Origin of the sequence: Erwinia tracheiphila, assembly GCF_021365465.1 — a bacterium.
GTDB classification, from domain to species: Bacteria; Pseudomonadota; Gammaproteobacteria; order Enterobacterales; family Enterobacteriaceae; genus Erwinia; species Erwinia tracheiphila.
On the sequence record NZ_CP089932.1, the window covers coordinates 4,668,659 to 4,690,722 of the forward strand.

The 22,064-nt window shown below is 47.5% G+C and carries 24 protein-coding genes and 3 pseudogenes; 15 read left to right on the forward strand and 12 right to left on the reverse strand.

Translation table 11 applies throughout. The features are described from left to right. The first annotated feature begins 26 nt into the window (after positions 1 to 26). From waaA to coaD, 3 genes are read left to right on the forward strand one after another with little or no spacing between them, the layout of a single operon-like run. The gene (gene waaA, locus LU633_RS24160) at positions 27 to 1,301 is read left to right on the forward strand and encodes a lipid IV(A) 3-deoxy-D-manno-octulosonic acid transferase (protein ID WP_016191310.1); all 1,275 of its coding nucleotides are present in this window, start codon (positions 27 to 29) and stop codon (positions 1,299 to 1,301) included. Then, positions 1,302 to 2,087, forward strand: coding sequence for a glycosyltransferase family 2 protein (locus LU633_RS24165; RefSeq protein ID WP_016191311.1), 786 nt, complete (start codon positions 1,302 to 1,304; stop codon positions 2,085 to 2,087). Then, on the forward strand, positions 2,084 to 2,560 hold the full coding sequence (gene coaD / locus LU633_RS24170) for a pantetheine-phosphate adenylyltransferase (RefSeq protein ID WP_016191312.1): 477 nt from the start codon (positions 2,084 to 2,086) through the stop codon (positions 2,558 to 2,560). Before LU633_RS24165 ends, coaD begins: the two co-directional genes overlap by 4 nt. Positions 2,561 to 2,579: 19 nt before the next feature. Here coaD and mutM read toward each other — a convergent pair whose 3' ends face one another. The 4 genes from mutM to radC all read right to left on the reverse strand — a co-directional run bounded on the left by mutM (position 2,580) and on the right by radC (position 4,830). After that, a complete protein-coding gene (gene mutM, locus LU633_RS24175) occupies positions 2,580 to 3,389 on the reverse strand; it encodes a bifunctional DNA-formamidopyrimidine glycosylase/DNA-(apurinic or apyrimidinic site) lyase (protein WP_016191313.1) in 810 nt (269 codons plus the stop codon). 77 nt (positions 3,390 to 3,466) lie between these two features. Further along, positions 3,467 to 3,634 carry a 50S ribosomal protein L33 gene (gene rpmG / locus LU633_RS24180; protein WP_013094893.1) on the reverse strand — a complete coding sequence of 56 codons (168 nt, stop codon included), beginning with the start codon at positions 3,632 to 3,634 and terminating at the stop codon, positions 3,467 to 3,469. A gap of 16 nt (positions 3,635 to 3,650) precedes the next feature. Then, the gene (gene rpmB, locus LU633_RS24185; protein WP_016191314.1) at positions 3,651 to 3,887 is read right to left on the reverse strand and encodes a 50S ribosomal protein L28; all 237 of its coding nucleotides are present in this window, start codon (positions 3,885 to 3,887) and stop codon (positions 3,651 to 3,653) included. Between the two features lie 259 nt (positions 3,888 to 4,146). Further along, positions 4,147 to 4,830: a RadC family protein gene (gene radC / locus LU633_RS24190; RefSeq protein ID WP_016191315.1), complete on the reverse strand. Its 684-nt coding sequence runs from the start codon at positions 4,828 to 4,830 to the stop codon at positions 4,147 to 4,149. A gap of 123 nt (positions 4,831 to 4,953) precedes the next feature. Here radC and LU633_RS24195 point away from each other — a divergent pair, with 123 nt between their 5' ends. The 5 genes from LU633_RS24195 (at position 4,954) to slmA (ending at position 9,462) form a co-directional block, all read left to right on the forward strand. Then, the gene (locus LU633_RS24195; protein WP_046372137.1) at positions 4,954 to 5,661 is read left to right on the forward strand and encodes a M91 family zinc metallopeptidase; all 708 of its coding nucleotides are present in this window, start codon (positions 4,954 to 4,956) and stop codon (positions 5,659 to 5,661) included. Positions 5,662 to 5,694: 33 nt separating this feature from the next. Beyond that, entirely contained in the window at positions 5,695 to 6,915 is a 1,221-nt protein-coding gene (locus LU633_RS24200) for an ISL3 family transposase (RefSeq protein WP_046371929.1), read from the forward strand. 182 nt (positions 6,916 to 7,097) lie between these two features. Then, positions 7,098 to 8,312 carry a bifunctional phosphopantothenoylcysteine decarboxylase/phosphopantothenate--cysteine ligase CoaBC gene (coaBC, locus tag LU633_RS24205; protein WP_016191316.1) on the forward strand — a complete coding sequence of 405 codons (1,215 nt, stop codon included), beginning with the start codon at positions 7,098 to 7,100 and terminating at the stop codon, positions 8,310 to 8,312. After that, on the forward strand, positions 8,290 to 8,748 hold the full coding sequence (gene dut / locus LU633_RS24210) for a dUTP diphosphatase (protein ID WP_040465595.1): 459 nt from the start codon (positions 8,290 to 8,292) through the stop codon (positions 8,746 to 8,748). Before coaBC ends, dut begins: the two co-directional genes overlap by 23 nt. A gap of 117 nt (positions 8,749 to 8,865) precedes the next feature. Beyond that, positions 8,866 to 9,462 carry a nucleoid occlusion factor SlmA gene (slmA, locus tag LU633_RS24215; protein ID WP_016191318.1) on the forward strand — a complete coding sequence of 199 codons (597 nt, stop codon included), beginning with the start codon at positions 8,866 to 8,868 and terminating at the stop codon, positions 9,460 to 9,462. A 30-nt stretch (positions 9,463 to 9,492) separates the two neighbouring features. Here the strand turns inward: slmA and pyrE are convergent, their stop codons facing one another. From pyrE to LU633_RS24250, 7 genes are all read right to left on the reverse strand, one after another. Beyond that, entirely contained in the window at positions 9,493 to 10,134 is a 642-nt protein-coding gene (gene pyrE / locus LU633_RS24220) for an orotate phosphoribosyltransferase (protein WP_016191319.1), read from the reverse strand. Positions 10,135 to 10,187: 53 nt separating this feature from the next. Next, positions 10,188 to 10,904: a ribonuclease PH gene (gene rph / locus LU633_RS24225; protein ID WP_016191320.1), complete on the reverse strand. Its 717-nt coding sequence runs from the start codon at positions 10,902 to 10,904 to the stop codon at positions 10,188 to 10,190. Positions 10,905 to 10,960: 56 nt separating this feature from the next. After that, on the reverse strand, positions 10,961 to 11,203 hold the full coding sequence (locus LU633_RS24230; protein ID WP_016191321.1) for a hypothetical protein: 243 nt from the start codon (positions 11,201 to 11,203) through the stop codon (positions 10,961 to 10,963). Positions 11,204 to 11,337: 134 nt separating this feature from the next. Then, positions 11,338 to 12,462 carry an ABC transporter permease gene (locus LU633_RS24235; protein ID WP_016191322.1) on the reverse strand — a complete coding sequence of 375 codons (1,125 nt, stop codon included), beginning with the start codon at positions 12,460 to 12,462 and terminating at the stop codon, positions 11,338 to 11,340. Continuing rightward, positions 12,455 to 13,366: an ABC transporter ATP-binding protein gene (locus LU633_RS24240; RefSeq protein WP_016191323.1), complete on the reverse strand. Its 912-nt coding sequence runs from the start codon at positions 13,364 to 13,366 to the stop codon at positions 12,455 to 12,457. The genes LU633_RS24235 and LU633_RS24240 overlap by 8 nt, the downstream gene beginning before the upstream one ends. Continuing rightward, positions 13,347 to 14,156, reverse strand: a complete 810-nt coding sequence (locus LU633_RS24245; protein WP_016191324.1) for an HlyD family secretion protein — start codon at positions 14,154 to 14,156, stop codon at positions 13,347 to 13,349. The genes LU633_RS24240 and LU633_RS24245 overlap by 20 nt, the downstream gene beginning before the upstream one ends. A gap of 194 nt (positions 14,157 to 14,350) precedes the next feature. After that, complete coding sequence (locus LU633_RS24250) at positions 14,351 to 16,066, reverse strand: lysophospholipid acyltransferase family protein (protein ID WP_016191325.1); 1,716 nt, start codon at positions 16,064 to 16,066, stop codon at positions 14,351 to 14,353. 434 nt (positions 16,067 to 16,500) lie between these two features. Here LU633_RS24250 and LU633_RS24255 point away from each other — a divergent pair, with 434 nt between their 5' ends. The 6 genes and pseudogenes from LU633_RS24255 (at position 16,501) to LU633_RS26380 (ending at position 20,379) form a co-directional block, all read left to right on the forward strand. Beyond that, a complete protein-coding gene (locus tag LU633_RS24255) occupies positions 16,501 to 17,364 on the forward strand; it encodes a YicC/YloC family endoribonuclease (protein ID WP_016191326.1) in 864 nt (287 codons plus the stop codon). A gap of 311 nt (positions 17,365 to 17,675) precedes the next feature. Further along, positions 17,676 to 17,768 (forward strand): annotated as a pseudogene (locus LU633_RS24260) (transposase); the annotation flags it as partial. 381 nt (positions 17,769 to 18,149) lie between these two features. After that, positions 18,150 to 18,962, forward strand: coding sequence for a DUF3289 family protein (locus LU633_RS24265; protein WP_016191328.1), 813 nt, complete (start codon positions 18,150 to 18,152; stop codon positions 18,960 to 18,962). Then, positions 18,962 to 19,441, forward strand: a complete 480-nt coding sequence (locus LU633_RS24270; RefSeq protein WP_016191329.1) for a DUF943 family protein — start codon at positions 18,962 to 18,964, stop codon at positions 19,439 to 19,441. Before LU633_RS24265 ends, LU633_RS24270 begins: the two co-directional genes overlap by 1 nt. Positions 19,442 to 19,792: 351 nt before the next feature. Continuing rightward, positions 19,793 to 19,992, forward strand: a pseudogene (locus tag LU633_RS26375) (Arm DNA-binding domain-containing protein); the annotation flags it as partial. Between the two features lie 147 nt (positions 19,993 to 20,139). Then, positions 20,140 to 20,379 (forward strand): phage integrase central domain-containing protein, encoded by a 240-nt coding sequence (locus LU633_RS26380; protein ID WP_407647049.1) that lies wholly within the window; start codon positions 20,140 to 20,142, stop codon positions 20,377 to 20,379. Here LU633_RS26380 and LU633_RS24285 read toward each other — a convergent pair. Further along, a protein-coding gene (locus LU633_RS24285) for an IS3 family transposase (RefSeq protein WP_152664232.1) occupies positions 20,372 to 21,492 on the reverse strand; the annotation gives its coding sequence in 2 pieces (ribosomal slippage) (positions 20,372 to 21,234 and positions 21,234 to 21,492; 1,122 coding nt in all). The two genes, LU633_RS26380 and LU633_RS24285, sit on opposite strands and share 8 nt — an antisense overlap. Before the next feature lie 306 nt (positions 21,493 to 21,798). On the opposite strand from LU633_RS24285, the pseudogene LU633_RS24290 reads away from it, so the two are divergent. Then, positions 21,799 to 22,014 (forward strand): annotated as a pseudogene (locus LU633_RS24290) (ISNCY family transposase); the annotation flags it as partial. Positions 22,015 to 22,064 lie beyond the last annotated feature (50 nt).

Consider the following 22,064-nt stretch of genomic DNA (forward strand, 5'->3'; position numbering starts at 1 on the left):
TTCTGTGTACTGTTTTTGAAACTTTGATGACAACACTTTATACCGTCCTGCTTTATCTCATTCAGCCTTTGATCTGGCTCCGGCTCTGGATACGGGGCCGTAAAGCACCCGCCTATCGTAAACGCTGGGCGGAGCGTTATGGCTATTGTGCCGGCAAAGTTAAGCCGGACGGCATTCTGCTGCATTCCGTTTCGGTGGGCGAGACGCTGGCCGCAGTGCCGCTGGTGCGCGCCCTGCGCCACCGTTATCCCGCGATGCCCATCACTGTCACCACCATGACGCCAACCGGTTCAGAACGCGCTACCTCGGCGTTTGGTAAGGATGTACATCACGTCTACCTGCCTTACGATTTACCCAGTCCGATGAAGCGTTTTCTTGATAACGTGAAGCCATGCCTGGTGATCATTATGGAGACGGAACTGTGGCCAAACATGATCGCTGAACTTCATGCCCGTAACATTCCGCTGGTCATTGCTAACGCCCGTCTGTCGGAGCGTTCGGCCAGAGGCTATAAAAAGCTTGGCAAGTTTATGCGGCCTTTGCTGCGGCAGATAACCCTTATCGCCGCACAAAATTCAGAAGACGGTGAGCGCTTTATCAGTCTGGGACTGAAACGCTCTCAGCTCACCGTGACGGGCAGTTTGAAATTCGATATTTCTGTCACGCCCGAACTGGCGGCTCGCGCCGTTGCCTTGCGTCGCCAATGGGCTCCCCGTCGTCCGGTGTGGATTGCCACCAGCACCCATGATGGAGAAGAAAGTATTATTCTGGATGCACATCGCAGGTTGCTGGCGCGGTTTCCCACCTTGCTGTTGATTCTGGTGCCCCGCCATCCTGAACGCTTTTCGACCGCTCGCGACATGACGCAGAAAAGTGGCTTCAGCTTTATTTTACGTAGTAGCGGCGAAATTCCATCTGGCAGCACCCAGGTAGTCATTGGCGACACTATGGGTGAATTGATGTTACTCTACGGCATCACCGATCTGGCTTTTGTCGGGGGTAGCCTGGTTGAACGCGGGGGGCACAATCCACTTGAGGCCGCCGCACATGCCATTCCGGTACTGATGGGGCCACACACGTTTAACTTTAAAGACATCTGTGCCAGGCTTTCACATGCGGATGGCCTGATCACCGTCACTGACGCCAGCTCGCTGGATAAAGAGATTGGCACCCTACTAACGGATGAGGACTACAGGCTTTACTGTGGTCGCCATGCCGTTGAAGTGCTTCATCAGAACCAGGGCGCTCTTCAGCGCCTGTTAACGTTACTGGAACCCTATTTGCCCCAGCGGAATCACTAAATGACCTCACTACAGGCTTTATCCGTTGTGCTGATTGCCAAAGATGCAGCAGACCTGTTGCCAGAATGTTTGGCATCAGTCAGCTGGGCCGATGAAATCGTTTTACTGGATTCCGGTAGCAGAGACGACACACCACAAATTGCCGCCCGTCATGGTGCAAAAGTTTTTCACAGCACTGAGTGGCACGGCTATGGCAGGCAACGGCAGCTGGCACAACGCTACGCCAGTCATCCGATGATTTTAATGATCGACACCGATGAGCGCGTCACGCCACGGCTGAGAAAGGCCATTGAAGCCGTATTAGCACAGCCCACCTCAAACACTGTTTACAGTTTGGGGCGCCGCAACCTGTTTCTTGGACGCTTTATGCGTCACAGCGGATGGTATCCTGACCGGGTAATCAGGCTCTACCCGCATACGTTTTACTATAGCGATCACCAGGTGCATGAGTCACTCGACGCCAGGAATGCGGCAGTGGTTGCGCTGGATGGGGACCTGTTGCATCTGACCTGCCGTGACTTTTCTGCCTTCCAATGGAAACAGTTTGCCTATGCGGAAGCCTGGGCAAAGCAGCGTTATCAGCAGGGAAAACGCTGCAGTATTCTCTCGGTATTCGCCCATACTGTTGGTGCATTTTGCAAGACGCTGATATTACGCGCCAGCTTTCTTGATGGTAAACAGGGGTGGTTACTGGCCATGGTAAACGCGCAATACACCTTCAACAAATATACGGCACTCTGGGCCTTACACCATGCTGCTCAGTTTTCAGGTAAGGACCGCGCATGAGCACAAAAGCAATTTATCCCGGCACCTTTGACCCAATGACCAATGGCCATCTGGATATCGTCACGCGTGTCGCGCTTATGTTCGACCATATTGTGCTGGCGATCGCCGCCAGTCCCGGTAAGAAACCACTGTTTTCCCTTGATGAACGTGTTGATCTTGCCCGCCAGGTGGTCGCGCATTTACCTAACGTATCGGTAACGGGCTTTAGTGATTTAATGGCCAGTTTCGCCCGCGATCAGCAGGCAAACGTGCTGGTCCGGGGCCTGCGTGCGGTATCTGACTTCGAATATGAAATGCAGCTGGCGCATATGAATCGCCATCTCCATTCCGGGCTGGAAAGTGTGTTCCTGATGCCAACAGAGAAATATTCTTTTATCTCTTCATCGCTGGTGAAAGAGGTGGCACGTCATCAGGGAGACGTCAGCGATTTCTTACCTGATACAGTACACGCCGCTCTGCTGGCAAAGCTGTAAATGGCTGTCCGTTTTGCATTCACTTCTGGCAAACTGGACAATAGAAAGTGCTGCGCTGGGCATGTTTACCACTAAGTAACGGCGCGGCACAAACACGGCACGGCTGGCCTGCCCGGCCGTAAACCTGTAGTTCCTGCGCAAAATACCCAGGCCTGCCATCCGTCTGCAGAAAATCTTTGAGCGTCGTACCCCCCTGCTCAATTGAACGCATCAGCACTGCCTTAATGGTATTCACCAATAATGCAGCTTCTTCATAACTCAGTGCCGTTGCGGGGCGATCCGGGTGAATACCGGCAGCAAAAAGCGATTCGCTGGCATAAATATTGCCCACACCGACTACCAGTTTGTTGTCCATTAGCCAGGGTTTTACAGGCGTGAACCTGCCTAGGGACTTATCGAACAGATAGTCAGCACTGAACGTATTGCTCAGTGGTTCCGGCCCCAAATGAGCCAGCACATTGCTGTTAGCAAGATCGCTGCTCCACAGCCATGCGCCAAAACGACGGGGGTCGGTATAACGCAGGATTTTTCCGTTGCTCATCACCAAATCAACATGGTCGTGTTTGGCGGATGGAACGTCTTCTGTCAACACGCGCAGGCTACCAGACATGCCCAGATGAATGATAATCCACCCGGTCGGCAGCTCCAGCAGCAGATACTTTGCACGTCGCTGCACACTCAGCACTGGCTGGTCGCTGAGACGATGAATTTCATCGGATACCGGCCAGCGCAAACGACCATTACGAATAATCGCGTGCAAAATGGTGGCTCCGGCAAGATGCGGCTCAATACCGCGTCGGCTGGTTTCTACCTCAGGCAATTCCGGCATGGTAAATCACTCAACTGTGTTGGCTTTCACAAAAGAAAAAACCCCGCCGGAGCGAGGTTTTCGTCTGCTTAAATCAATTACTTGATTTTTGCTTCTTTGTACATCACGTGCTGACGGACAACAGGATCGAATTTCTTCAGCTCCAGTTTTTCCGGCTTAGTACGCTTGTTCTTCGTGGTGGTATAGAAGTGACCTGTACCAGCAGAAGAAACCAGCTTGATCTTCTCACGAATACCTTTAGCCATGTTTCAATTCCTCACCTTAGTACTTATCACCGCGGGTACGCAGATCGGCCAGAACCGTCTCAATGCCCTTCTTATCAATTACGCGCATGCCTTTGGCAGATACACGCAGTGTAACAAAACGCTTTTCGCTCTCAACCCAAAAACGGTGTGAATGCAGGTTAGGCAGGAAACGGCGTTTCGTCGCGTTCATTGCGTGGGAACGGTTGTTACCCGTCACCGGACGCTTGCCAGTTACTTGGCAGACTCGTGACATGTCTATTCTCCAAAAATCAAATCAGCTCGAGCTTTAAAAATTAGGTTCTGGCCGCCTCGTCAGGCTCATAGCCCATCCAGGCGAGTTCTATGTGAACCCGCTGGCAGGCCCAAACGCCAAACCCGAGATTCTCAAAGGTGGCGTAGTATACGCCCTGCGGCGCTGGTGCTCAAGTCCCGAACAGATAAAGATCCTTGGGGATCGTGCAAAAATTGCTGCATTCGGCCGGGGAAACGCATCCTGGCTTGTGCTAACGATGTTAAACCCATCCTCTTTCGGCAAAAGAAACATACTCACCATGTCCAATAACAAGATGATCCAGAACCCGAATATTGAACAGCTGACAGGCAGTCACAATCTGCCGGGTAATTGCCTTGTCCGCTTTACTGGGACGGGAAATGCCTGAGGGATGATTATGGGCCAGAATCAACGCTGCCGCGTTATGTTTTAGCGCCTCGCGTACAATTTCCCTGGGATGAACTTCCACGCTGCTGATTGTTCCGGCAAACATCTCGCTGTGATGCAGCATTTGATGTTGATTATCCAGAAATACCACCACGAAGATTTCCCTTTCTCTGTGTGCCAGCTGACTTCTTAGGTAGCTAAGGATGTCTCCGGCGTTCTCAACCGAAAGATGTTCCAGCACTTCATTACAGGTAAAGAAACGCCGTCCCAGTTCAGCAATCGCATTTAACTGTGCGTATTTGGCATCCCCAATGCCTTTGATATGGGAAAAAGCCGTTTTTCCCGCCGTCATTAATTGATACAATGAACCAAATTCATTAATCAGTTGCCGCGCCAGCGCCATCACATGCACCCCATTTGCGCCGGTCCGCAAAAAAAGCGCCAGTAACTCTTCGTCCGTCAGGGATCTTGCGCCGCTTTGCAGAAGCTTTTCGCGCGGGGGGACGTTAAGCCATTTATCTTCCCTCTGTTCAATCATCATGAATCTCCTTTTCCGGCTAGCCCAAACCATGTCATTATATGGGTCTTCCCCTGTTGTGGTGGCGCACACTGCCAATCAAGTATAATCCTCTTGACTTGCGCTTATCCTCAGGAGGTCTTAATGCGCCCTACATCCCTTAACCTGACATTACCTTCGTTACCTCTACCCTCATCTTCGAATTCAATTTCAGCCACAGACATTCAATCTCTTGTAAAAATGTCGGGTGTGCGCTGGGTGAAAAACAACCAACAACTCTGTTTCCACGGGACTGACCTTAAAATCTACAAGCATCTTGAAGCTGCTCTCGATAAGATCGAATCCACAGACACTGGACGTACTCTTTTGAACTGTATTGAATTAACATCCCGACTCAAATCAGAAAAACTGGCAATACATCTCGATTCTGCTGAGTTAGGGGTGATAGCACACTGCAATACGGATGCTGAAAACTCCCGAGGAACTGGCTCCGACTTTCACTGTAATCTGAATGCAGTTGAATATCCCTGCGCGCAAGGAATTAGCCTGGTAGACTTTCATGCGTGCATTGTTTTCCATGAACTTCTCCACGTTTTCCACAATTTAAATGGAGAGCGCCTGAAAGTTGAGAGTTCTCAACCAGAATTACAAACACACTCCCCACTTTTACTCGAAGAAGCCAGGACTGTTGGGTTGGGTGCTTTTTCTGAAGAAGTTCTTTCAGAAAATAAATTTCGTGAAGAGATTGGGATGCCCCGCAGAACATTCTACCCGCACGATTCATCTCTCATTCATGATGACAATACAGTGACTCAGGGATTCCAGCGGAAAAAACTGCATCCGTTACTTTAGCTACGTTGCTTATATGAGGACTCATCTGCATATATGGATGAAAAATCGCTATACGCCCACATTCTCAACCTGTCCGCCCCGTGGCAGGTTGAATCACTTTCCCTTGATGAAAATACTGGCTCTGTCACCGTTGTTGTCGGGATCGCCAAAAATTCACTGCTAATCTGCCCGACATGCAGGCAGCAATGCCCTGTTCACGATCACCGCCACCGCAAATGGCGTCATCTTGATACCTGCCAGTTCATGACTGTCGTTGAGGCGAATGTCCCCCGGGTCATGTGTCCAGACCATGGATGCCAGACGTTACCTGTTCCGTGGGCCGGAGCTGGTAGCCGATATACGTTATTGTTCGAATCATTCATCCTTTCCTGGCTGAAAATTAGCACGGTTGATGCGGTAAGAAAGCAACTTAAGCTTAGCTGGAATGCCGTTGACGGCATTATGACCCGGGCAGTTAAACGTGGTCTTGCGCGAATAAAAAAGCCGCTATCAGCCCGGCATATGAATGTGGACGAAGTTGCGTTCAAAAAAGGGCACCGGTACATCACAGTGATATCAGATCGTGAGGGACGAGCGCTGGCATTAACGGATGATCGGGGAACAGAAAGTCTTGCCAGCTATCTTCGCACCCTCACCGACAGTCAGCTGCAGGCAGTCAAAACGTTCTCAATGGATATGAATGCCGGATATATCAGAGCGGCACGCATCCATCTTCCGGGCGCCGTAGAGAAAATAGCCTTTGACCGCTTCCATGTGGCAAAACAGCTGGGTGAAATCGTTGATAAGACACGGCAGAACGAACATCCCCGACTTCCGGTTGACAGCCGCCGTCAGGCAAAAGGAACCCGCTTCCTGTGGCAATACAGTGACAAATGGATGACAGAGCCCCGACAGGAAAAACTGGCATGGCTGAGAGAACAGATGCAACTGACCAGCCAGTGCTGGACACTGAAAGAGCTGGCGAAAGATATCTGGAACCGCCCCTGGAGTGACAAACGACGTGCAGACTGGTTGCAGTGGATAGCACTGGCGAAAAGTTGCGATGTGCCGGTAATGAGAAATATGGCAGGAACCATCACAAAAAGGCTGTACGGAATACTTAACGCCATGCGGTACAGCGTCTCAAATGGTAATGCCGAAGCGCTGAACAGCAAAATAAGGCTGCTGAGGATAAAGGCCAGAGGCTATCGAAACCGGGAGCGATTTAAACTGGGGGTGATGTTCCATTACGGGAAGCTGGATATGACGTTCTGATCCTCCCACCATGATTGGGGAAGACCCCATTATATACAGTGTTTTTCTATCTGCTTCCTTCAGATCCCAGAGACACCTCGCAAAGCGAGCGGTACGTCCAAAGGCGGTAACACAGGAATGTGATAAAATAGGCAGATTGTGACGTCAGACAATGCGTAAGACTTAGTGGAGCAGACAGCAGCATGACAGGATTAGCCGGCAAAAAGATTGTTCTGGGCGTAAGCGGGGGAATCGCAGCTTACAAAACGCCGGAACTGGTCAGACGCCTTCGTGACCAAGGGGCTGAAGTAAGGGTGGTAATGACCGAAGCGGCAAAAGCATTTATTACTGCACTTAGTTTACAGGCCGTATCAGGCTACCCGGTTTACGATGACCTGTTAGATCCTGCGGCGGAAGCCGCTATGGGGCATATTGAACTGGGAAAATGGGCCGATTTAATCGTGCTGGCACCTGCCACGGCGGATTTGATTGCACGCCTCGCCGCCGGCATGGCGAATGATCTGGTGACCACCGTGTGTCTCGCCACTGCCGCGCCGGTTGCGGTAGTGCCTGCCATGAACCAGCAAATGTACCGGGCCATCGCCACCCAGCATAACCTGCACGTGCTTGCCGAACGCAACGTGATGATTTGGGGACCGGACAGCGGTAGTCAGGCCTGTGGCGACATCGGCCCAGGGCGTATGCTGGACCCGCTGGTTATTGTAGATAATGCGCTGGAGTGGGCTTCGCCCGTCAACGATCTGAATCATCTGAATATTATGATCACTGCGGGTCCCACCCGCGAGGCTCTCGATCCGGTAAGATTCATTAGTAACCACAGCTCAGGTAAGATGGGCTTTGCCATCGCAGCAGCAGCGGCAAAACGGGGCGCCAACGTCACTCTGGTTGCTGGCCCGGTGAGTTTGAATCCCCCCCACGGAGTCAAACGCATTGACGTACTGACGGCAACAGAAATGCAGAAAGCCGTCATGGATCGGGCGCATTATCAGCATATTTTTATTGCCACCGCTGCCGTTGCGGACTATCGGGCTGCGGAAATCGCTGTTGAGAAAATAAAAAAACAGGGCGATGAAATCATCCTGAAAATGATTAAAAACCCCGATATTGTGGCTGATGTTGCGCAAATGAAGGCAGACCGTCCCTATGTCGTGGGATTTGCGGCAGAAACCCAGAATGTGGAAGAATATGCCCAACAAAAAAGAAGGCGAAAGAACCTTGATTTAATCTGTGCCAACGATGTGTCGAAAGCCGGGCATGGCTTCAATAGTGACAGCAATGCCCTGCATCTTTTCTGGCAGGAAGGAGAAAAGCAGTTACCACTTAACGATAAGTCTCTCCTTGGCCAACAGTTACTAAACGAGATAGTCAGCCTTTATGATGAAAAAAATCGACGTTAAGATTTTAGACCCGCGGGTGGGCGAAGCCTTCCCTCTGCCGACTTATGCCACATCCGGTTCTGCGGGACTTGACCTGCGCGCATGTCTTGATGAAGCCATTTTTCTGGCTGCCGGGGGTACCACCCTTATCCCTACCGGGCTTGCCATTCACATTGCCGACCCGCAACTGGCTGCCGTTATTCTCCCTCGCTCCGGCCTCGGACATAAACATGGGGTGGTGTTGGGCAATCTGGTGGGGCTGATTGACTCTGACTACCAGGGTCAGCTGATGGTGTCTGTGTGGAACCGCAGCCAGGATGCGTTCACCATCCAGCCCGGTGAACGCATTGCACAAATGGTTTTCGTGCCGGTGGTACAGGCAGAATTCAATCTGGTCAACGATTTTGACACAAGCGACCGTGGTGAAGGTGGTTTTGGTCACTCAGGTCGTCAGTAGTTGTGACCTCCCGATCAGTCATTAAACCTATTCTAATTTTCGCTGCAAGCATCACGCCCACCATCTTTTTGTGGGCATTTGCCTGTTCAAAGTAATATTTCAGGGGTCGTTCAGGACATGGCAGAACAAAAAAGTGCGAAAAGGAATCGTCGCGAAGAAATCCTGCAGGCGCTTGCGCTTATGCTGGAGTCAAGTGATGGTAGCCAGCGCATCACCACCGCAAAACTGGCTGCAAACGTTGGCGTTTCGGAAGCGGCACTCTACCGCCACTTCCCCAGCAAAACCCGGATGTTTGACAGCCTTATTGAGTTTATTGAAGACAGCCTGATTACGCGCATCAATCTGATTTTAAGAGATGAAAAAGAAACGCTACCGCGTCTTCGTCTGATTATTCAGCTGCTGCTGGGCTTTGGTGAGCGTAATCCGGGTTTGACACGTATCCTGACCGGCCACGCTCTGATGTTCGAGCAGGATCGTTTACAAGGGCGAATAAATCAGCTATTTGAACGCATTGAGCTTCAGCTTCGTCAGGTTCTGCGCGAACAGAAAATGAGAGAGGGTGAAGGTTTTAAAACGGATGAAACGCTGCTGGCCAGTCAGTTACTGGCATTTTGCGAAGGCATGCTGTCGCGTTTCGTTCGTTCGGAATTTCGCTACCGTCCAACGGTCGATTTTGATACGCGCTGGACACTGCTGGCTTTGCAACTGGTTTAACAGCAATGCGGGCCAGTCGGCCCGCAAAAATCAGATTCCGAATGCCTGCCGGTAGCCGCGAACCGCAGCCAGATGATCGGCCAGCTCCGGCTTCTCTTCCAGATAGACGACCAGGTCATTCAGCGTAATAATTGAAACAACCTTACAGCCATAATCGCGTTCCACTTCCTGAATTGCGGACTCCTTACCCCAGCCACGCTCCTGACGATCCAGGGAAATCAGCACGCCGGCCAGCGATGCCTGATTTGCTGCAATAATTTCCATCGACTCGCGAATAGCGGTTCCGGCAGTGATCACATCATCCACCAGCATAATACGCCCCTGCAGCGGACTGCCTACCAGGATGCCACCTTCCCCGTGATCTTTTGCCTCCTTACGGTTAAAACAGTAAGGTACGTCACGATCATGATGTTCGGCCAGCGCCACGGCGGTAGTGGTTGCAATCGGAATACCTTTATAGGCTGGCCCAAATATCAGATCGAAATCAATACCTGAATCCACCAGCGCCTGCGCGTAAAAACGCCCGAGAAGTGCCAGATCCCGTCCCGTGTTAAACAGGCCCGCATTGAAGAAATAAGGGCTTTTTCGCCCCGACTTCAGCGTGAACTCACCAAAATTCAGCACCTGCTTGTTAATGGCGAATTCGATAAATTGGCGCTGCCAGGCTTTCATGTCTTCTTCCTCGCTCGGTTATAAAAAAAGCGGATCTCAGGCCGCCTTCATCATTAATTCTGTAATGCCGCTTTCTGAGCCTGAATCAGGGACTCGATGCCGCCCCGCGCCAGTGCCAACAGTGCAAGCAACTCATCATGGCTGAAAGGCTCGCCTTCAGCAGTTCCCTGCACTTCAATCATTCGACCATCTTCGGTCATGACCACATTCATGTCGGTTTCTGCCGCAGAATCTTCGACATATTCAAGATCGCACCGTGCTTCTCCCTCAACGATACCGACAGAGATAGCGGCTACCATCCCTTTCATTGGGTTCGCTTTTAACTTACCCACAGAGACAAGGTGATTCAGGGCATCGGCAAGCGCTACACAGGCACCGGTAATGGCAGCAGTGCGGGTGCCACCGTCGGCCTGAATCACATCGCAGTCAAGGGTAATAGTGAACTCACCCAGTGCTTTCAAATCCAGCGCGGCACGAAGCGAGCGGGCGATCAGTCGCTGAATTTCCAGCGTACGGCCGCCCTGCTTGCCTTTAGCCGCTTCGCGCGCGTTACGGCTGTGGGTGGCACGCGGCAACATACCATATTCGGCAGTCACCCAGCCCTGCCTCTGACCTTTCAGGAAGCGAGGAACGCCTTCTTCAATGGTGGCGGTACACAGCACTTTCGTATCGCCAAATTCAACCAGAACTGAGCCCTCAGCATGTTTGGTGTAATGGCGGGTCAGGGTAACAGGGCGCACCTGATGTGCGCTACGACCTGCTGGGCGCATGGTTTTTCTCCGGCTGCTTCAATCTTTAATGGCAGCGCATTATACGGATTTCGCCGTCAGATGCCTATGGCAGTAGTAATGCTGATATTGTCCCGATCGTTAAAGGCACAGACGGAGACAGAATCCAGTGCATAAGAGGTGGGATGCTGCCGCCCGGCGTCATGGCCAGCAGAACCAGTAACCAGCCGAGCATTTTCATTTGTAGCGTTCTTTTTACCAGCCTGTATTGCGGTCATCATTCTGCTAGGTGGTTCAGAGCCGTATTCAACATCATCACCGCCTGTTAACGCACAGGTCATAACAACCGGTTAATCCGTACCAGACCTTTCCCTTCGTAACGCTGTTAGACTGACAGAACCGTTGTGGTTTACAGCTGCCCGCTGAGTCCACCAGCAATAACTTAAAGGCGGCACTACGACAGGCAGATGTGCAATCAATCCAGCGTCTGCCGCCAGCTTTTCAACCCTATAGCAATAACCAGCACCGCAAGGCCCAGCAAGGCAAGAAAATCGGGCAATAACGACATGAAGGAATAGCCTTTCAGCATGATCCCTTTAACCAACCGGATAAAATAAGTCAGAGGTAAACAGGAGCCAATACCCTGGGCCCAGATGGGCATGCTGATAAAGGGACTAATAAAACCAGATAGCATGACAGAAGGAATAAAATAAAAAGAAGACATCTGTAGCGCCTGTAGCTGATTTTGCGCCAGGCTGGAAATAGTAATACCGATGGATAAACAAAGAGAAATGTAAACAATGAGCACTATAAACAGCAAAAGCACATTACCCAGCAATGGGATTTCAAACAGGAAGACCGCACAGGCCAGAATAATGACTGATTGAAATAGTCCAATAAGCACATAAGGGGTGATTTTCCCCATCACAACTTCCAGTCCTGTAACGGGTGAAACCAGCAGGTTTTCAATGGCACCATTTTCACGTTCACGGGTAATGGCCAGCGCCGTCATCAAAATCATCGTGGTACTGAGAATCGAACCAATGATCCCGGGAATGGTGTTGTACTGTGTAATCCCTTCGGGATTGAACATTCTGTGAATAATCAATTCAAAATCATTGGCTTGTTCAATCTGAAGAGGCTCTGGCAAATCGTGCTTAAACATGGCAACAGACGCCTGCACAATCGCACTCAAGGCGTTGCCCGTGGCAACAGGATCAATTGCATCAGACTGAATCAATAAAGACGGTTTTTCACCCCGCAGAATTTTTTTGGTAAAGCCCGCAGGAATAGTCACAATAAATAACACCTTACCCTGCATAAATGCCTTTTCCGCTTCATCAGCGGAGGCATAGGGCTTCATGGCAAAATAATCCGTATTTTGCGCCGCCGTGACAAACACCTGGCTGAATCGCTCCGTATCATAATTAAGCAGCGCCGTGGGAATATTTCTGGCATCCATATTAACGGCATAGCCTAAAATAACCAGTTGAAAAAGGGGAGTGAGAAACACCATGCTCAGACTTACTTTGTCACGACGTAATTCATGAATCTCTTTTATTACCACGCCCAGCCATCGCACCCAGCAAAAATTAATCATCATGCTGCCTCATCAACCATGTAAAGGCATCTTCCAGATTCGTTGCAACGTTGCTGCAAGCGTACTGATCAGAGACCACCTGAGAAAAAATCCTCTGCAACTCCTTTTCATCACGCACAGTAACATAAAGCGCATTGCCAAAAATTACCGTTTGTTCAATCGCAGGAAAATGTTGCAGCTTGCTTTCAAGTGCGCTTAATCCCTTTCCGCAAACACGTACGGTAGTCAACTGCTGCGCCTGGATGATTGACTCAATGGTTCCATTCGCCAGAAGTCTACCGCTGGAGAGATAAGCCACTTTATGACAACGTTCGGCTTCATCCATATAGTGGGTGCTAACCAGGATAGAGATTCCTTTGTCTGAGAGCTGGTGCAGGGTTTGCCAGAATTCACGCCGTGCTTTTGGATCAACACCCGCAGTCGGCTCATCCAGAAATACGACCTCTGGCTGATGAAGCAGGCAGGCTGCCAAAGCCATTCTTTGCTTCCATCCTCCTGATAGTTCACGCGCCAACTGATGCTGTCGTGACAACAGCCCCAAACCATCAAGCGTTTGTTCTACCTGTTTCTGGCGATGTTGCAGGCCATGAAGCCGGGCAAAGAATAATAAATTTTCGCGAATACTCAGATTGCCCCACATTGAAAAGTGCTGAGTCATGTAGCCAATTCGTTTTTTTATCGCTTCACGCTGGGTAAAAATATCCATTCCCAGACACTGTCCGCTACCTGCATCTGGCGTTATCAGACCGCACATCATTCTGATAGAGGTGGTTTTTCCGCTACCATTTGGACCAAGGAAACCATAAATTTCCCCTTTTTGGATTTTTAGAGAGAAATCTTTAACGGCATGGCGACTGGCGAAGTGCTTATTAAGACCTTTTACATCAATGCAAAACTGAGTCATCGGTAACGATCTCCACTCTCATCGGCAAACCCGGCTTTACCAGACTTGCTTGCTGTGTTTTTTCAGGTACGGCTTCCACCATAAACAGCAGTTTTTCCCGACGCTTGCTGCTGTAAATGACCGGCGGACTGTATTCAGCTTGCGGGCTGATGTAATTGAGTAAGCAGGGTACATACCCAGAGTAGCCGTCAAAATAAATTCTGACCTTCATGCCAGTTCTGAGCACGCCAACTACTTTTTCCGGTACGAAAAAACGCACTTTCACGTTTCCTTCAGGTAATAAACTGACTATTGGTCGCCCGGCTAGTGGCCGTTCTCCGGGACGATACAGAATGTCAAAAACCTTTGCGTCCTGAGGAGATACGATTTCTAATTGTCGGATATCCCAGTCGGCTTTATCACGTTGCACTCTTGCAGACTCAACGATCGCTTGCTGACGGTGAATTTCAGCCTCGCGGGCGGGTAGCTTTTTAGCCTCAAGCTGATGAAACAGTTCATCGACCTGTGCACGCTTCTGGGCATAATCTTCTCTGGCATTCTCCCATTCTGTTGCAGAAATGACTTTGGTGCGAAAAAGCGCCTGATACCTCTCAAGCTGCCTTTGTGCATGCTCGGCCACTGACCGGGCTTTCTGCAGCTGTGAATGGATAATATTGAGTTCTGCGGGACGCTCACCAGACTGCAGGTTACGCAATGTCGCGACTTCGGCCAGATAGTTCTTTTCCGCTTTTTCCAGGGCATTTTCAGCGGTAAACCGCTCCATTTTCACCAGTAACTGCCCGGCTTTCACCCTGTCTCCTTTGTTAATCAGTAATGTGTCTATTTTTGCCGTTTCATTGGCGGCAAGATAGACAAAGTCGCCATATGAATATCCTTGATAAATTAAAGCACTACTATTATCACATGCTGTTAATCCCAATAAAAAAGGCAATAAATAATATTTTGGTCTTATTATATTTTTGAAAAATAATGCGGAAGTCGTATTCACTCTTTCTTATCATCCCTGATTTTTTTTAAATAATGGTATTGATACATGCTCTTTAACGTTGCGATCCTGGATAAATTCAGCCCTGCTACGGAGTTAAAATCGTCATCCTTGATAAAACAGAGAAACGTTGATCCGCCCTGCTTAAACCATTTCGCAGACTGTTTGTAAGGCCATGGCAATTCACAGCCTGAATCTCTGAGCTTTTTATTCAGCAACATCCATTCTTTTTCGTAATCCTTGCCTTCGAATAAATCAGATATCTGTTTTTCGTCAACAAAGAACTTTCTGTTGTGTGAAAAAGTCTGCGTACCTTCTGCGGAAAACCAGGTGGTGTAAAAAGCAACGATAAGTTGTTTATTTTCTCTTGAGAATTGTCCTGGAATGGATAATACACCAAGTAAATTTTCAGCCTGTGGAAAGCGTTGAATATAACTAAATATACCTTTCCATAAGGCATCCAGAGCATTGCTCTTTTGATAATGTTGCTGAATAAAACCACGCCCTACTTCAATACTTTTTTTAATCTGCGGGATGACATCATTTGGGTAGCGGAACAAATGGTAGCTGTAAAGACCGTCTATACCTCTTGTGGCCCATTGCTCTGCAACCGGGATCAGCCGATAGGCTCCCACAATCTCAAGTTCATCCGGGTCCCACAGTACAATGTGATGATAATCGCGATCAAAGCAGTCAGTATCACTACGACGCCCTGTTCCTGCTCCAATAGCACGGTAACAAATTTCCCGGAGTCGGCCCAACTCATGAATAACAGGCGACCAGCCTTCTCCCTGATACCGATAAAGAAACACCTGTTTTCCATCACTGAGTCTTTCCAGCAGTTCGCTTCGACTGAAAGCCAGCAGAAGTTGTTGTCTGGATACGGGTCTGGTCAGGGGAGGATAGCTGGGGAATAATTCAGACTTATTTCTGGAAACACCGAATAAGTGCTTCTGTAGCATCAATGCAGTCGCAGCATAATCTTTCTTATCTACTTCTGTTTGCTGCAAAAACACCTGTGGGCATATTTTAAGGCACATCCTGCGCCCCTGGTGACGAGCAATTTCACGAAAAATCATTAGATTAGAAAGTGGTCGCCAGATCGATGCTGTTAAATAGTACCAGAAACTGTTTCTACCTTTTATAAAGACCGGAACCAGTGCAGCCTTATGTTTTATCGCAAGCCTGACAAACCCCTCCTGCCAACGGGACTCTCTAAGGCCACCAAGGGTGAGGCTGGCAAGACGCCCCGCCGGGCAGATAATCAGAACCCCACCCATCATCAGGTGATGATTCATTTCTTTTAATTGGCTGTGTCCCATCTTTCCCTGCATATTTCGGATCCCAATAGTGATCTCACTGGCCTCAGGAAAGGTCACTTTCAGAACATGATTCGCCACAATCTTAATATCCTTTCTGACCCTGGCAACCGTATTTATTAACGCCAGCCCATCCATGACGGAAGGATGGTTTGATATTATAATTGCAGGCCCTTTTACCGGAATATTGTCAAAATCTCCATGATGTGCTTTACAACTAATTTGCAGTGCCTCTAATACAGATTCGGTCCAGGAAACTCCCCAATTACCAGATGACTTCATTAATATTGAGGATAGTTTTTTTTCACCTATGAGCCATACAATAAAATTTCTTGTTCTTTCTGAAAACGATTTTCCCGGAAAAAACTCTTCAATTATCTTGCCTGAATTATCCATATACCTACCCCAACTCTTTCCTATCATCAGTAAATTCTTGCTTCAGGAAAAAATAAAACCAACTTTCTCATCATATCTCAGAATCAGAGAAAATAGCAAAGCAAGAAGAATACTATAATTTTTATATATATTTCCTTCTCAAGCTGAGATAGTATAATTTTAAGCAATAAACCTCAATATTAAATGGTAAGAAAGATACAGAAATAATTATATGGAATTATTTGGTTTAAAATAAAGTGTTGTTTTCTTATTATTTGCCAACCAGCAATTCATTTATTTTCTCTTTCATAATTTCCTTATAAGCGGAATAACATTTTTTCAGAATATCACTTCAACAAGATTGCGTCCTGCAGAGAGTTTTTCGGAGGCCTGTTAAGGTAGGAACTCTCTCGCTATAATTCAGATTTTCTTTCTCTCAAAAACGGGTATACACAATGATCCGCAGTATGACTGCCTACGCACGACACGAAGTTAAAGATGAATGGGGCTGCGCTGCCTGGGAGCTCCGTTCTGTCAATCAGCGCTATTTGGAAAGTTACATCCGTTTGCCTGAGCAATTTCGTGGTTTGGAACCGGTGATCCGTGAGCGTATTCGTAATCGACTCACGCGAGGCAAAATCGAATGTAACCTGCGTTTTGATTGCAGTCCCCATGCACAAAGCAAACTGGTGCTGAATGAAAAATTGGCAATTCAGCTGGTACAGGCCGCTAATTGGCTAAAAATGCAGAGTGATGAAGGAGAAATTAATCCAGTCGATATCTTACGCTGGCCTGGCGTGATGTCTGCGGAGGAGCACAACCTTGATCTGATATCGTCAGAATTGCTAAAAGCGCTTGATGTTGCTCTCGATAACTTTATCGCTTCCCGTGAGACGGAAGGTTTGGCGTTAAAAACGCTAATTGAACAACGACTTAAAGGTGTCAGTACCGAAGTGGAAAAAGTACGTTCACACATGCCCGACGTGTTGAAATGGCAACGTGAGCGACTGATCAGTAAGTTCGAAGAAGTACAGGTGCAGTTGGACAGTAATCGTGTGGAACAAGAACTGATTATGTTGGCTCAACGTGTAGATGTCGCTGAAGAACTCGACCGTCTGACAGCACATGTGAAAGAGACTTATAACATTCTTAATAAGAATGAAGCCGTTGGACGTCGCCTTGACTTTATGATGCAAGAATTTAATCGTGAATCTAATACTCTTGCCTCAAAATCCATCAACGCTGACATTACCGCATCGGCAATTGAACTTAAGGTGCTGATTGAGCAAATGCGCGAGCAGATTCAAAATATCGAATAATTTCCACCCCCATCCATGAATAATCATAAGCCCATGTTAAATGGGCTTTTTTATTGAATTCACTTTCCAGTGATGAACATAATTCTCCACCAAAATCCACAATTTTGTGGAGAGTGGATTGGTGAGTAGTTTCCATTTACTAGTCAAAGTGCATGAGTTATAAGTAACCACTCCCCACCGCAAATAGTAACTCTTTTTACACTAAGGGTTATCTCAATTCGAAGGATTCATTTATGGGTTTGACCTGCTCCCCGTTGATTAATACAGCGCGATGTTAGTAATGTCTTCATAAGTCACATGAGGACATCCCCATGAAGAAGCGATTTTCCGACGAACAGATCATCAGTATTCTCCGCGAGGCCGAAGCCGGGGTTTCGGCCCGGGAACTCTGCCGCAAGCATGCTGGCGAAACGGGAAACATGAAGAAAAACCAACCGACATTACTAACTGAAGGCTGTATCTAATACTGGGGGCAGGTCAATGATACCTTCTCATTTTACACTACAACTTCAACTAATATTCAAGCATCACAAGATCAAGGCATAATTCGCAATACCTGATTTTCACTTAAGTAACAAAAACACCAAAATTTTTTATAGTTCTGACTTATTGCTATCAACCTAACTTATTGATTATAAGCACAATTCAATTCTTTAACTTCCAATTCCTCATCAGGAAGTTTATGATTATACGGCTCTGATTACATTATCACCTTCAATGATATCATCTGTAAAAATGTAATGAGTGTGGATTTTCAGTCTGAATCATTTCACAAGGAAATTATTATGTCAGCATTGAAGTTCCCCTTTACCGTTTATCAGACACGGCACAGGTTTAATGATTACAGCACTGATGATATGAAGTGTGGAGATCTTAGTGAAAAGCAACTAAGAAGCGATTTGGGTTTGGATGATGTTTCTGATGTCGTTGACCCCTGGACTGGAAAAGAAGTATCTATATTCAACTCCTTCCGTGATACCCGTCCAAAATCCAAAACAGAAATGGCTGAACTGCTTTTCAATGAGTTTCTTCGTGTTTCAATGCCTGCATATTATCTTGGACATCACCAAATATTCAACAATCTCGTAAAGCATCTTTATCACGGGAATGGGAAAAGTTATTCCAGCCCTTTTCTTGATACTGCATATAAGGATTTAATTATTAGTGGGCAAACATCTCCACTCTCCCCACTTATAGTAATTAAGTCTTCATTAGATAAGATCATAGCTACCGGACAAAAAGGTTTATCAGATTCAGATATAGATTTAATAACACAAGCTATAAGAAATTCAATACTTCCTAAGTTCAATAGATGGGCTGATAGTTTCAATGGATTAGGAATGTCGATACATGATATTCATGCTACAAACATACAGATAAGTCAACTCGATATAGCTGATAATGGTTATGTCGCAAAAATAAAATTTACAGGGCAAGACCATTTCGGTCTCGATAAAACTGACATCATGAATCCCAAATTTCATTTTATTAGAGCCTTTCGTATTTGGTTTGTTCTTCAAAGATGGGAACAATTTGCTTTCAAGCCTTTTTTAACCAAAATGAAAGCAGAGTTTGAAATAAATACCAGGAGAAATTAATGAGACTCAAAAATATTATAGTTTTTATTGTAGCATTGGCAATGTTAGCATTATTTTATGTTAGCTTCTTTAATTCTCCAAAAGTGCTTGCAATTCATGGTTCTGATACCAGCAAAGATTTTTTAGTTAAAAACATTCCCTTCTCTGATAGTGATAAAATAAAATGGTGGGATAACAATCGAGTCAAAACCATTTCTTCCCGTGAAACTTACAATGTTTCAATCTGGAACTCTGATGGTAAGTATCAAAAGCTCGCTCCTAAGAACTCAGGTGCTTTTCCAGACCACGACACTGACTACTTACTATGCTTTGATGACATGAAAACAGATGAGAATTGTATAGACAAGTCAAACTGGATCATGGACATCACTAAAACAAAAGATGGATACACTTACTACCGATTTGATGGCGAGTCTTACTATCGAAAACCTTCTGGTGAACTGGTCAAAGGTGAACGATTTACGACAACCATTAAGTGAGCATGTTAGCCGACCAGCTTGTAGTGGTGCTCACTGGAGAGTGGTTTGGTGAGTAAAATCAAAAAATATACCAAGAAATAACTCAATTCATTGATCTATATGATTAATTTTAAACAATTCAACTTTCAGATCCAAAAACATCGAATAAATTCTTTCAACGTCCAAATAAATACACAAGCCCATGTTAAATGGGCTTTTTTATTTGAAAGATAGTCTATTGAAGACTACTTAGGTTTATCAAAAACCACCAGAAAATGGGGAGCAAAACGGGGAGTGTTTTTGCTTTACTAGTCTCATCTGCCAGTTTATAACCATATACCCCCCACAACGATTTTTCATCAGGATAGGTATATGGCATCACTTACAGTCAGGACGGTTCAGGCTCTCATCAAAGCAGGAGAGGCTGGGAAGTTTGGAGATGGGCGAGGCCTGTATCTGAAAGTCCCACCAAAAGGTGAGGCATACTGGATGCTTCGATATACAATCCACTCCAGAGACGAGAAATTACTCTTGGTAAGGTATCTCTCCTGTCCCTGTCCGAAGCACGTAGTCTCGCTGAAGATACCCGAAGAAAAGTCGCCACAGGGGATGATCCTATTTCTGAGAGAAAACTCAATAGCCCTAAGCAACTGACCACAGTAGATGGACTGTTTGAAGACTGGCACAAAGACCTCGTTAAACGATTAAAACATCCTCACATACCTGAACGGGTTTACCGGAAAGATATTGCCCCTACTATAGGTAGACTTGCTTTGGTGAAAGTTAACCCCCTCGATGTTCGCTCTATCCTGCAAAAAATTACAGATAGCGGAAGGCCAACAATTTCAAATGATGCCCTGCTCTACATGAAGCAACTCTTCGACCATGCAATCAAGCTTGGATTATTGTTAAACAATCCAGCTGACCTGCCCCCAGTATTAGATACAACCTTCAGTTAGTAATGTCGGTTGGTTTTTCTTCATGTTTCCCGTTTCGCCAGCATGCTGCAAATTCAAGCGGCGTCTGGTAATTCAGCGATGAATGAGGTCTGGACTCGTTATAATCCTGCCGCCAGTCATTAATGATTTTCCGGGCATGAAGAATATCGCTGAACCAGTGCTCATTCAGGCATTCATCCCGAAAGCGTCCGTTAAAACTCTCAATAAATCCGTTCTGTGTTGGCTTACCCGGCTGGATAAGTCGCAGTTCTACACCATGCTCAAAAGCCCACTGTTCGAGCGCACAGCAGGTAAATTCCGGGCCCTGATCGGTTCTTATCGTTGCCGGATAGCCGCGAAACAGCGCGAGGCCGTCCAGAATACGTGCGACCTGAACGCCTGAAATACCGAAAGCGGCGGTGATCGTCAGACACTCCTTCGTGAAATCATCCACGCAGGTCAGGCACTTAATCCGGCGGCCGCTGGCAAGTGCATCCATGACAAAATCCATCGACCATGTCAGGTTCGGCGCATCCGGGCGGAGAAGCGGAAGCCGCTCAGTCGCCAGACCCTTACGGCGTCGCCTGCGTTTTACACCCAGACCGTTAAGGTGATAGATGCGGTAAACCCTCTTGTGGTTGACGTGAAGGCCCTCCCGACGCAATAACTGCCAGATACGCCGGTAACCAAATCGGCGACGTTCAAGTGCCAGCTCTGTGATACGCAGAGATAGTTGCGCGTCAGCAGCCGGACGCTGAACCGAATAACGGCAGGTTGAAAGGGACAGACCGGCCAGCCTGCAGGCACGACGTTGCGACAGACCCGTTATCTCACACATGACTTCCACGGCTTCCCGCTTCTGGTCTGTCGTCAGAACTTTCGGCCCAGAGCCACCTTAAGCGCCTCCTTATCCAGCATGGCTTCAGCGAGCAGCTTCTTGAGGCGGGCGTTCTCCTCTTCAAGTGACTTGAGCCGCTTCACTTCGGGGACTTCCATGCCGCCAAACTTCTTGCGCCCGGTGTAGAAGGTAGCGTCTGAAATAGCATGCTTGCGGCAGAGTTCCCGGGCCGAAACCCCGGCTTCGGCCTCGCGGAGAATACTGATGATCTGTTCGTCGGAAAATCGCTTCTTCATGGGGATGTCCTCATGTGACTTATGAAGACATTACTAACATCGCGCTGTATTAATCAACGGGGAGCAGGTCAGCCATATGTTACATCCAAAGCGCAAAGCATACGTGATCAGCAAGTCTGCGTCACGACCGCAAAACCTTTCTCCACTTTCAAAAACAAAAGAATTAACGCTGTATTTTTTCATATTATCTCCTTTAAATTTTACATTTCTATATAGGTGATATATATTAATATTTAATGAAATTATTTTTGTTTCAAATCAACAATGTATCAGTGAAAATTTTCGCACCTTATATAAGGTGAATCTAGTTTAATGACTATTGCACAACGCCTGGAACAGAAGGCCCGTGAAGAAGGTATCCAGCTTGGCGAACAGCGCGGCATCGAGAAAGGACGCTCTGAAGGCGAGCGCGAAGCGACCCTGAAAATTGCCCGCACGATGCTGCAGAGCGGCATCGACCGCAATACAGTGATGGACATGACAGGTCTGACTGAAGAAGATCTGCGGCGCATCACCCACTGACACTACCGGGTTACCTGCTGGCGACCCATTCTTTACTGGTCAACCAGCGC

Bases quoted from the DNA above. Each gene is read 5' to 3' on its own strand.
- coaBC (WP_016191316.1), top strand. From the start codon at position 7,098: ATGACAGGATTAGCCGGCAAAAAGATTGTTCTGGGCGTAAGCGGGGGA.
- LU633_RS24165 (WP_016191311.1), top strand. From the start codon at position 1,302: ATGACCTCACTACAGGCTTTATCCGTTGTGCTGATTGCCAAAGATGCA.
- dut (WP_040465595.1), top strand. From the start codon at position 8,290: ATGATGAAAAAAATCGACGTTAAGATTTTAGACCCGCGGGTGGGCGAA.
- coaD (WP_016191312.1), top strand. From the start codon at position 2,084: ATGAGCACAAAAGCAATTTATCCCGGCACCTTTGACCCAATGACCAAT.
- LU633_RS24195 (WP_046372137.1), top strand. From the start codon at position 4,954: ATGCGCCCTACATCCCTTAACCTGACATTACCTTCGTTACCTCTACCC.
- LU633_RS24250 (WP_016191325.1), bottom strand. From the start codon at position 16,066: ATGGATAATTCAGGCAAGATAATTGAAGAGTTTTTTCCGGGAAAATCG.
- pyrE (WP_016191319.1), bottom strand. From the start codon at position 10,134: ATGAAAGCCTGGCAGCGCCAATTTATCGAATTCGCCATTAACAAGCAG.
- LU633_RS24235 (WP_016191322.1), bottom strand. From the start codon at position 12,462: ATGATTAATTTTTGCTGGGTGCGATGGCTGGGCGTGGTAATAAAAGAG.
- mutM (WP_016191313.1), bottom strand. From the start codon at position 3,389: ATGCCGGAATTGCCTGAGGTAGAAACCAGCCGACGCGGTATTGAGCCG.
- slmA (WP_016191318.1), top strand. From the start codon at position 8,866: ATGGCAGAACAAAAAAGTGCGAAAAGGAATCGTCGCGAAGAAATCCTG.
- LU633_RS24255 (WP_016191326.1), top strand. From the start codon at position 16,501: ATGATCCGCAGTATGACTGCCTACGCACGACACGAAGTTAAAGATGAA.
- waaA (WP_016191310.1), top strand. From the start codon at position 27: ATGACAACACTTTATACCGTCCTGCTTTATCTCATTCAGCCTTTGATC.
- rph (WP_016191320.1), bottom strand. From the start codon at position 10,904: ATGCGCCCAGCAGGTCGTAGCGCACATCAGGTGCGCCCTGTTACCCTG.
- rpmB (WP_016191314.1), bottom strand. From the start codon at position 3,887: ATGTCACGAGTCTGCCAAGTAACTGGCAAGCGTCCGGTGACGGGTAAC.
- radC (WP_016191315.1), bottom strand. From the start codon at position 4,830: ATGATTGAACAGAGGGAAGATAAATGGCTTAACGTCCCCCCGCGCGAA.
- LU633_RS24265 (WP_016191328.1), top strand. From the start codon at position 18,150: ATGTCAGCATTGAAGTTCCCCTTTACCGTTTATCAGACACGGCACAGG.
- LU633_RS24200 (WP_046371929.1), top strand. From the start codon at position 5,695: ATGGATGAAAAATCGCTATACGCCCACATTCTCAACCTGTCCGCCCCG.
- rpmG (WP_013094893.1), bottom strand. From the start codon at position 3,634: ATGGCTAAAGGTATTCGTGAGAAGATCAAGCTGGTTTCTTCTGCTGGT.
- LU633_RS24270 (WP_016191329.1), top strand. From the start codon at position 18,962: ATGAGACTCAAAAATATTATAGTTTTTATTGTAGCATTGGCAATGTTA.
- LU633_RS24240 (WP_016191323.1), bottom strand. From the start codon at position 13,366: ATGACTCAGTTTTGCATTGATGTAAAAGGTCTTAATAAGCACTTCGCC.
- LU633_RS24230 (WP_016191321.1), bottom strand. From the start codon at position 11,203: ATGACCTGTGCGTTAACAGGCGGTGATGATGTTGAATACGGCTCTGAA.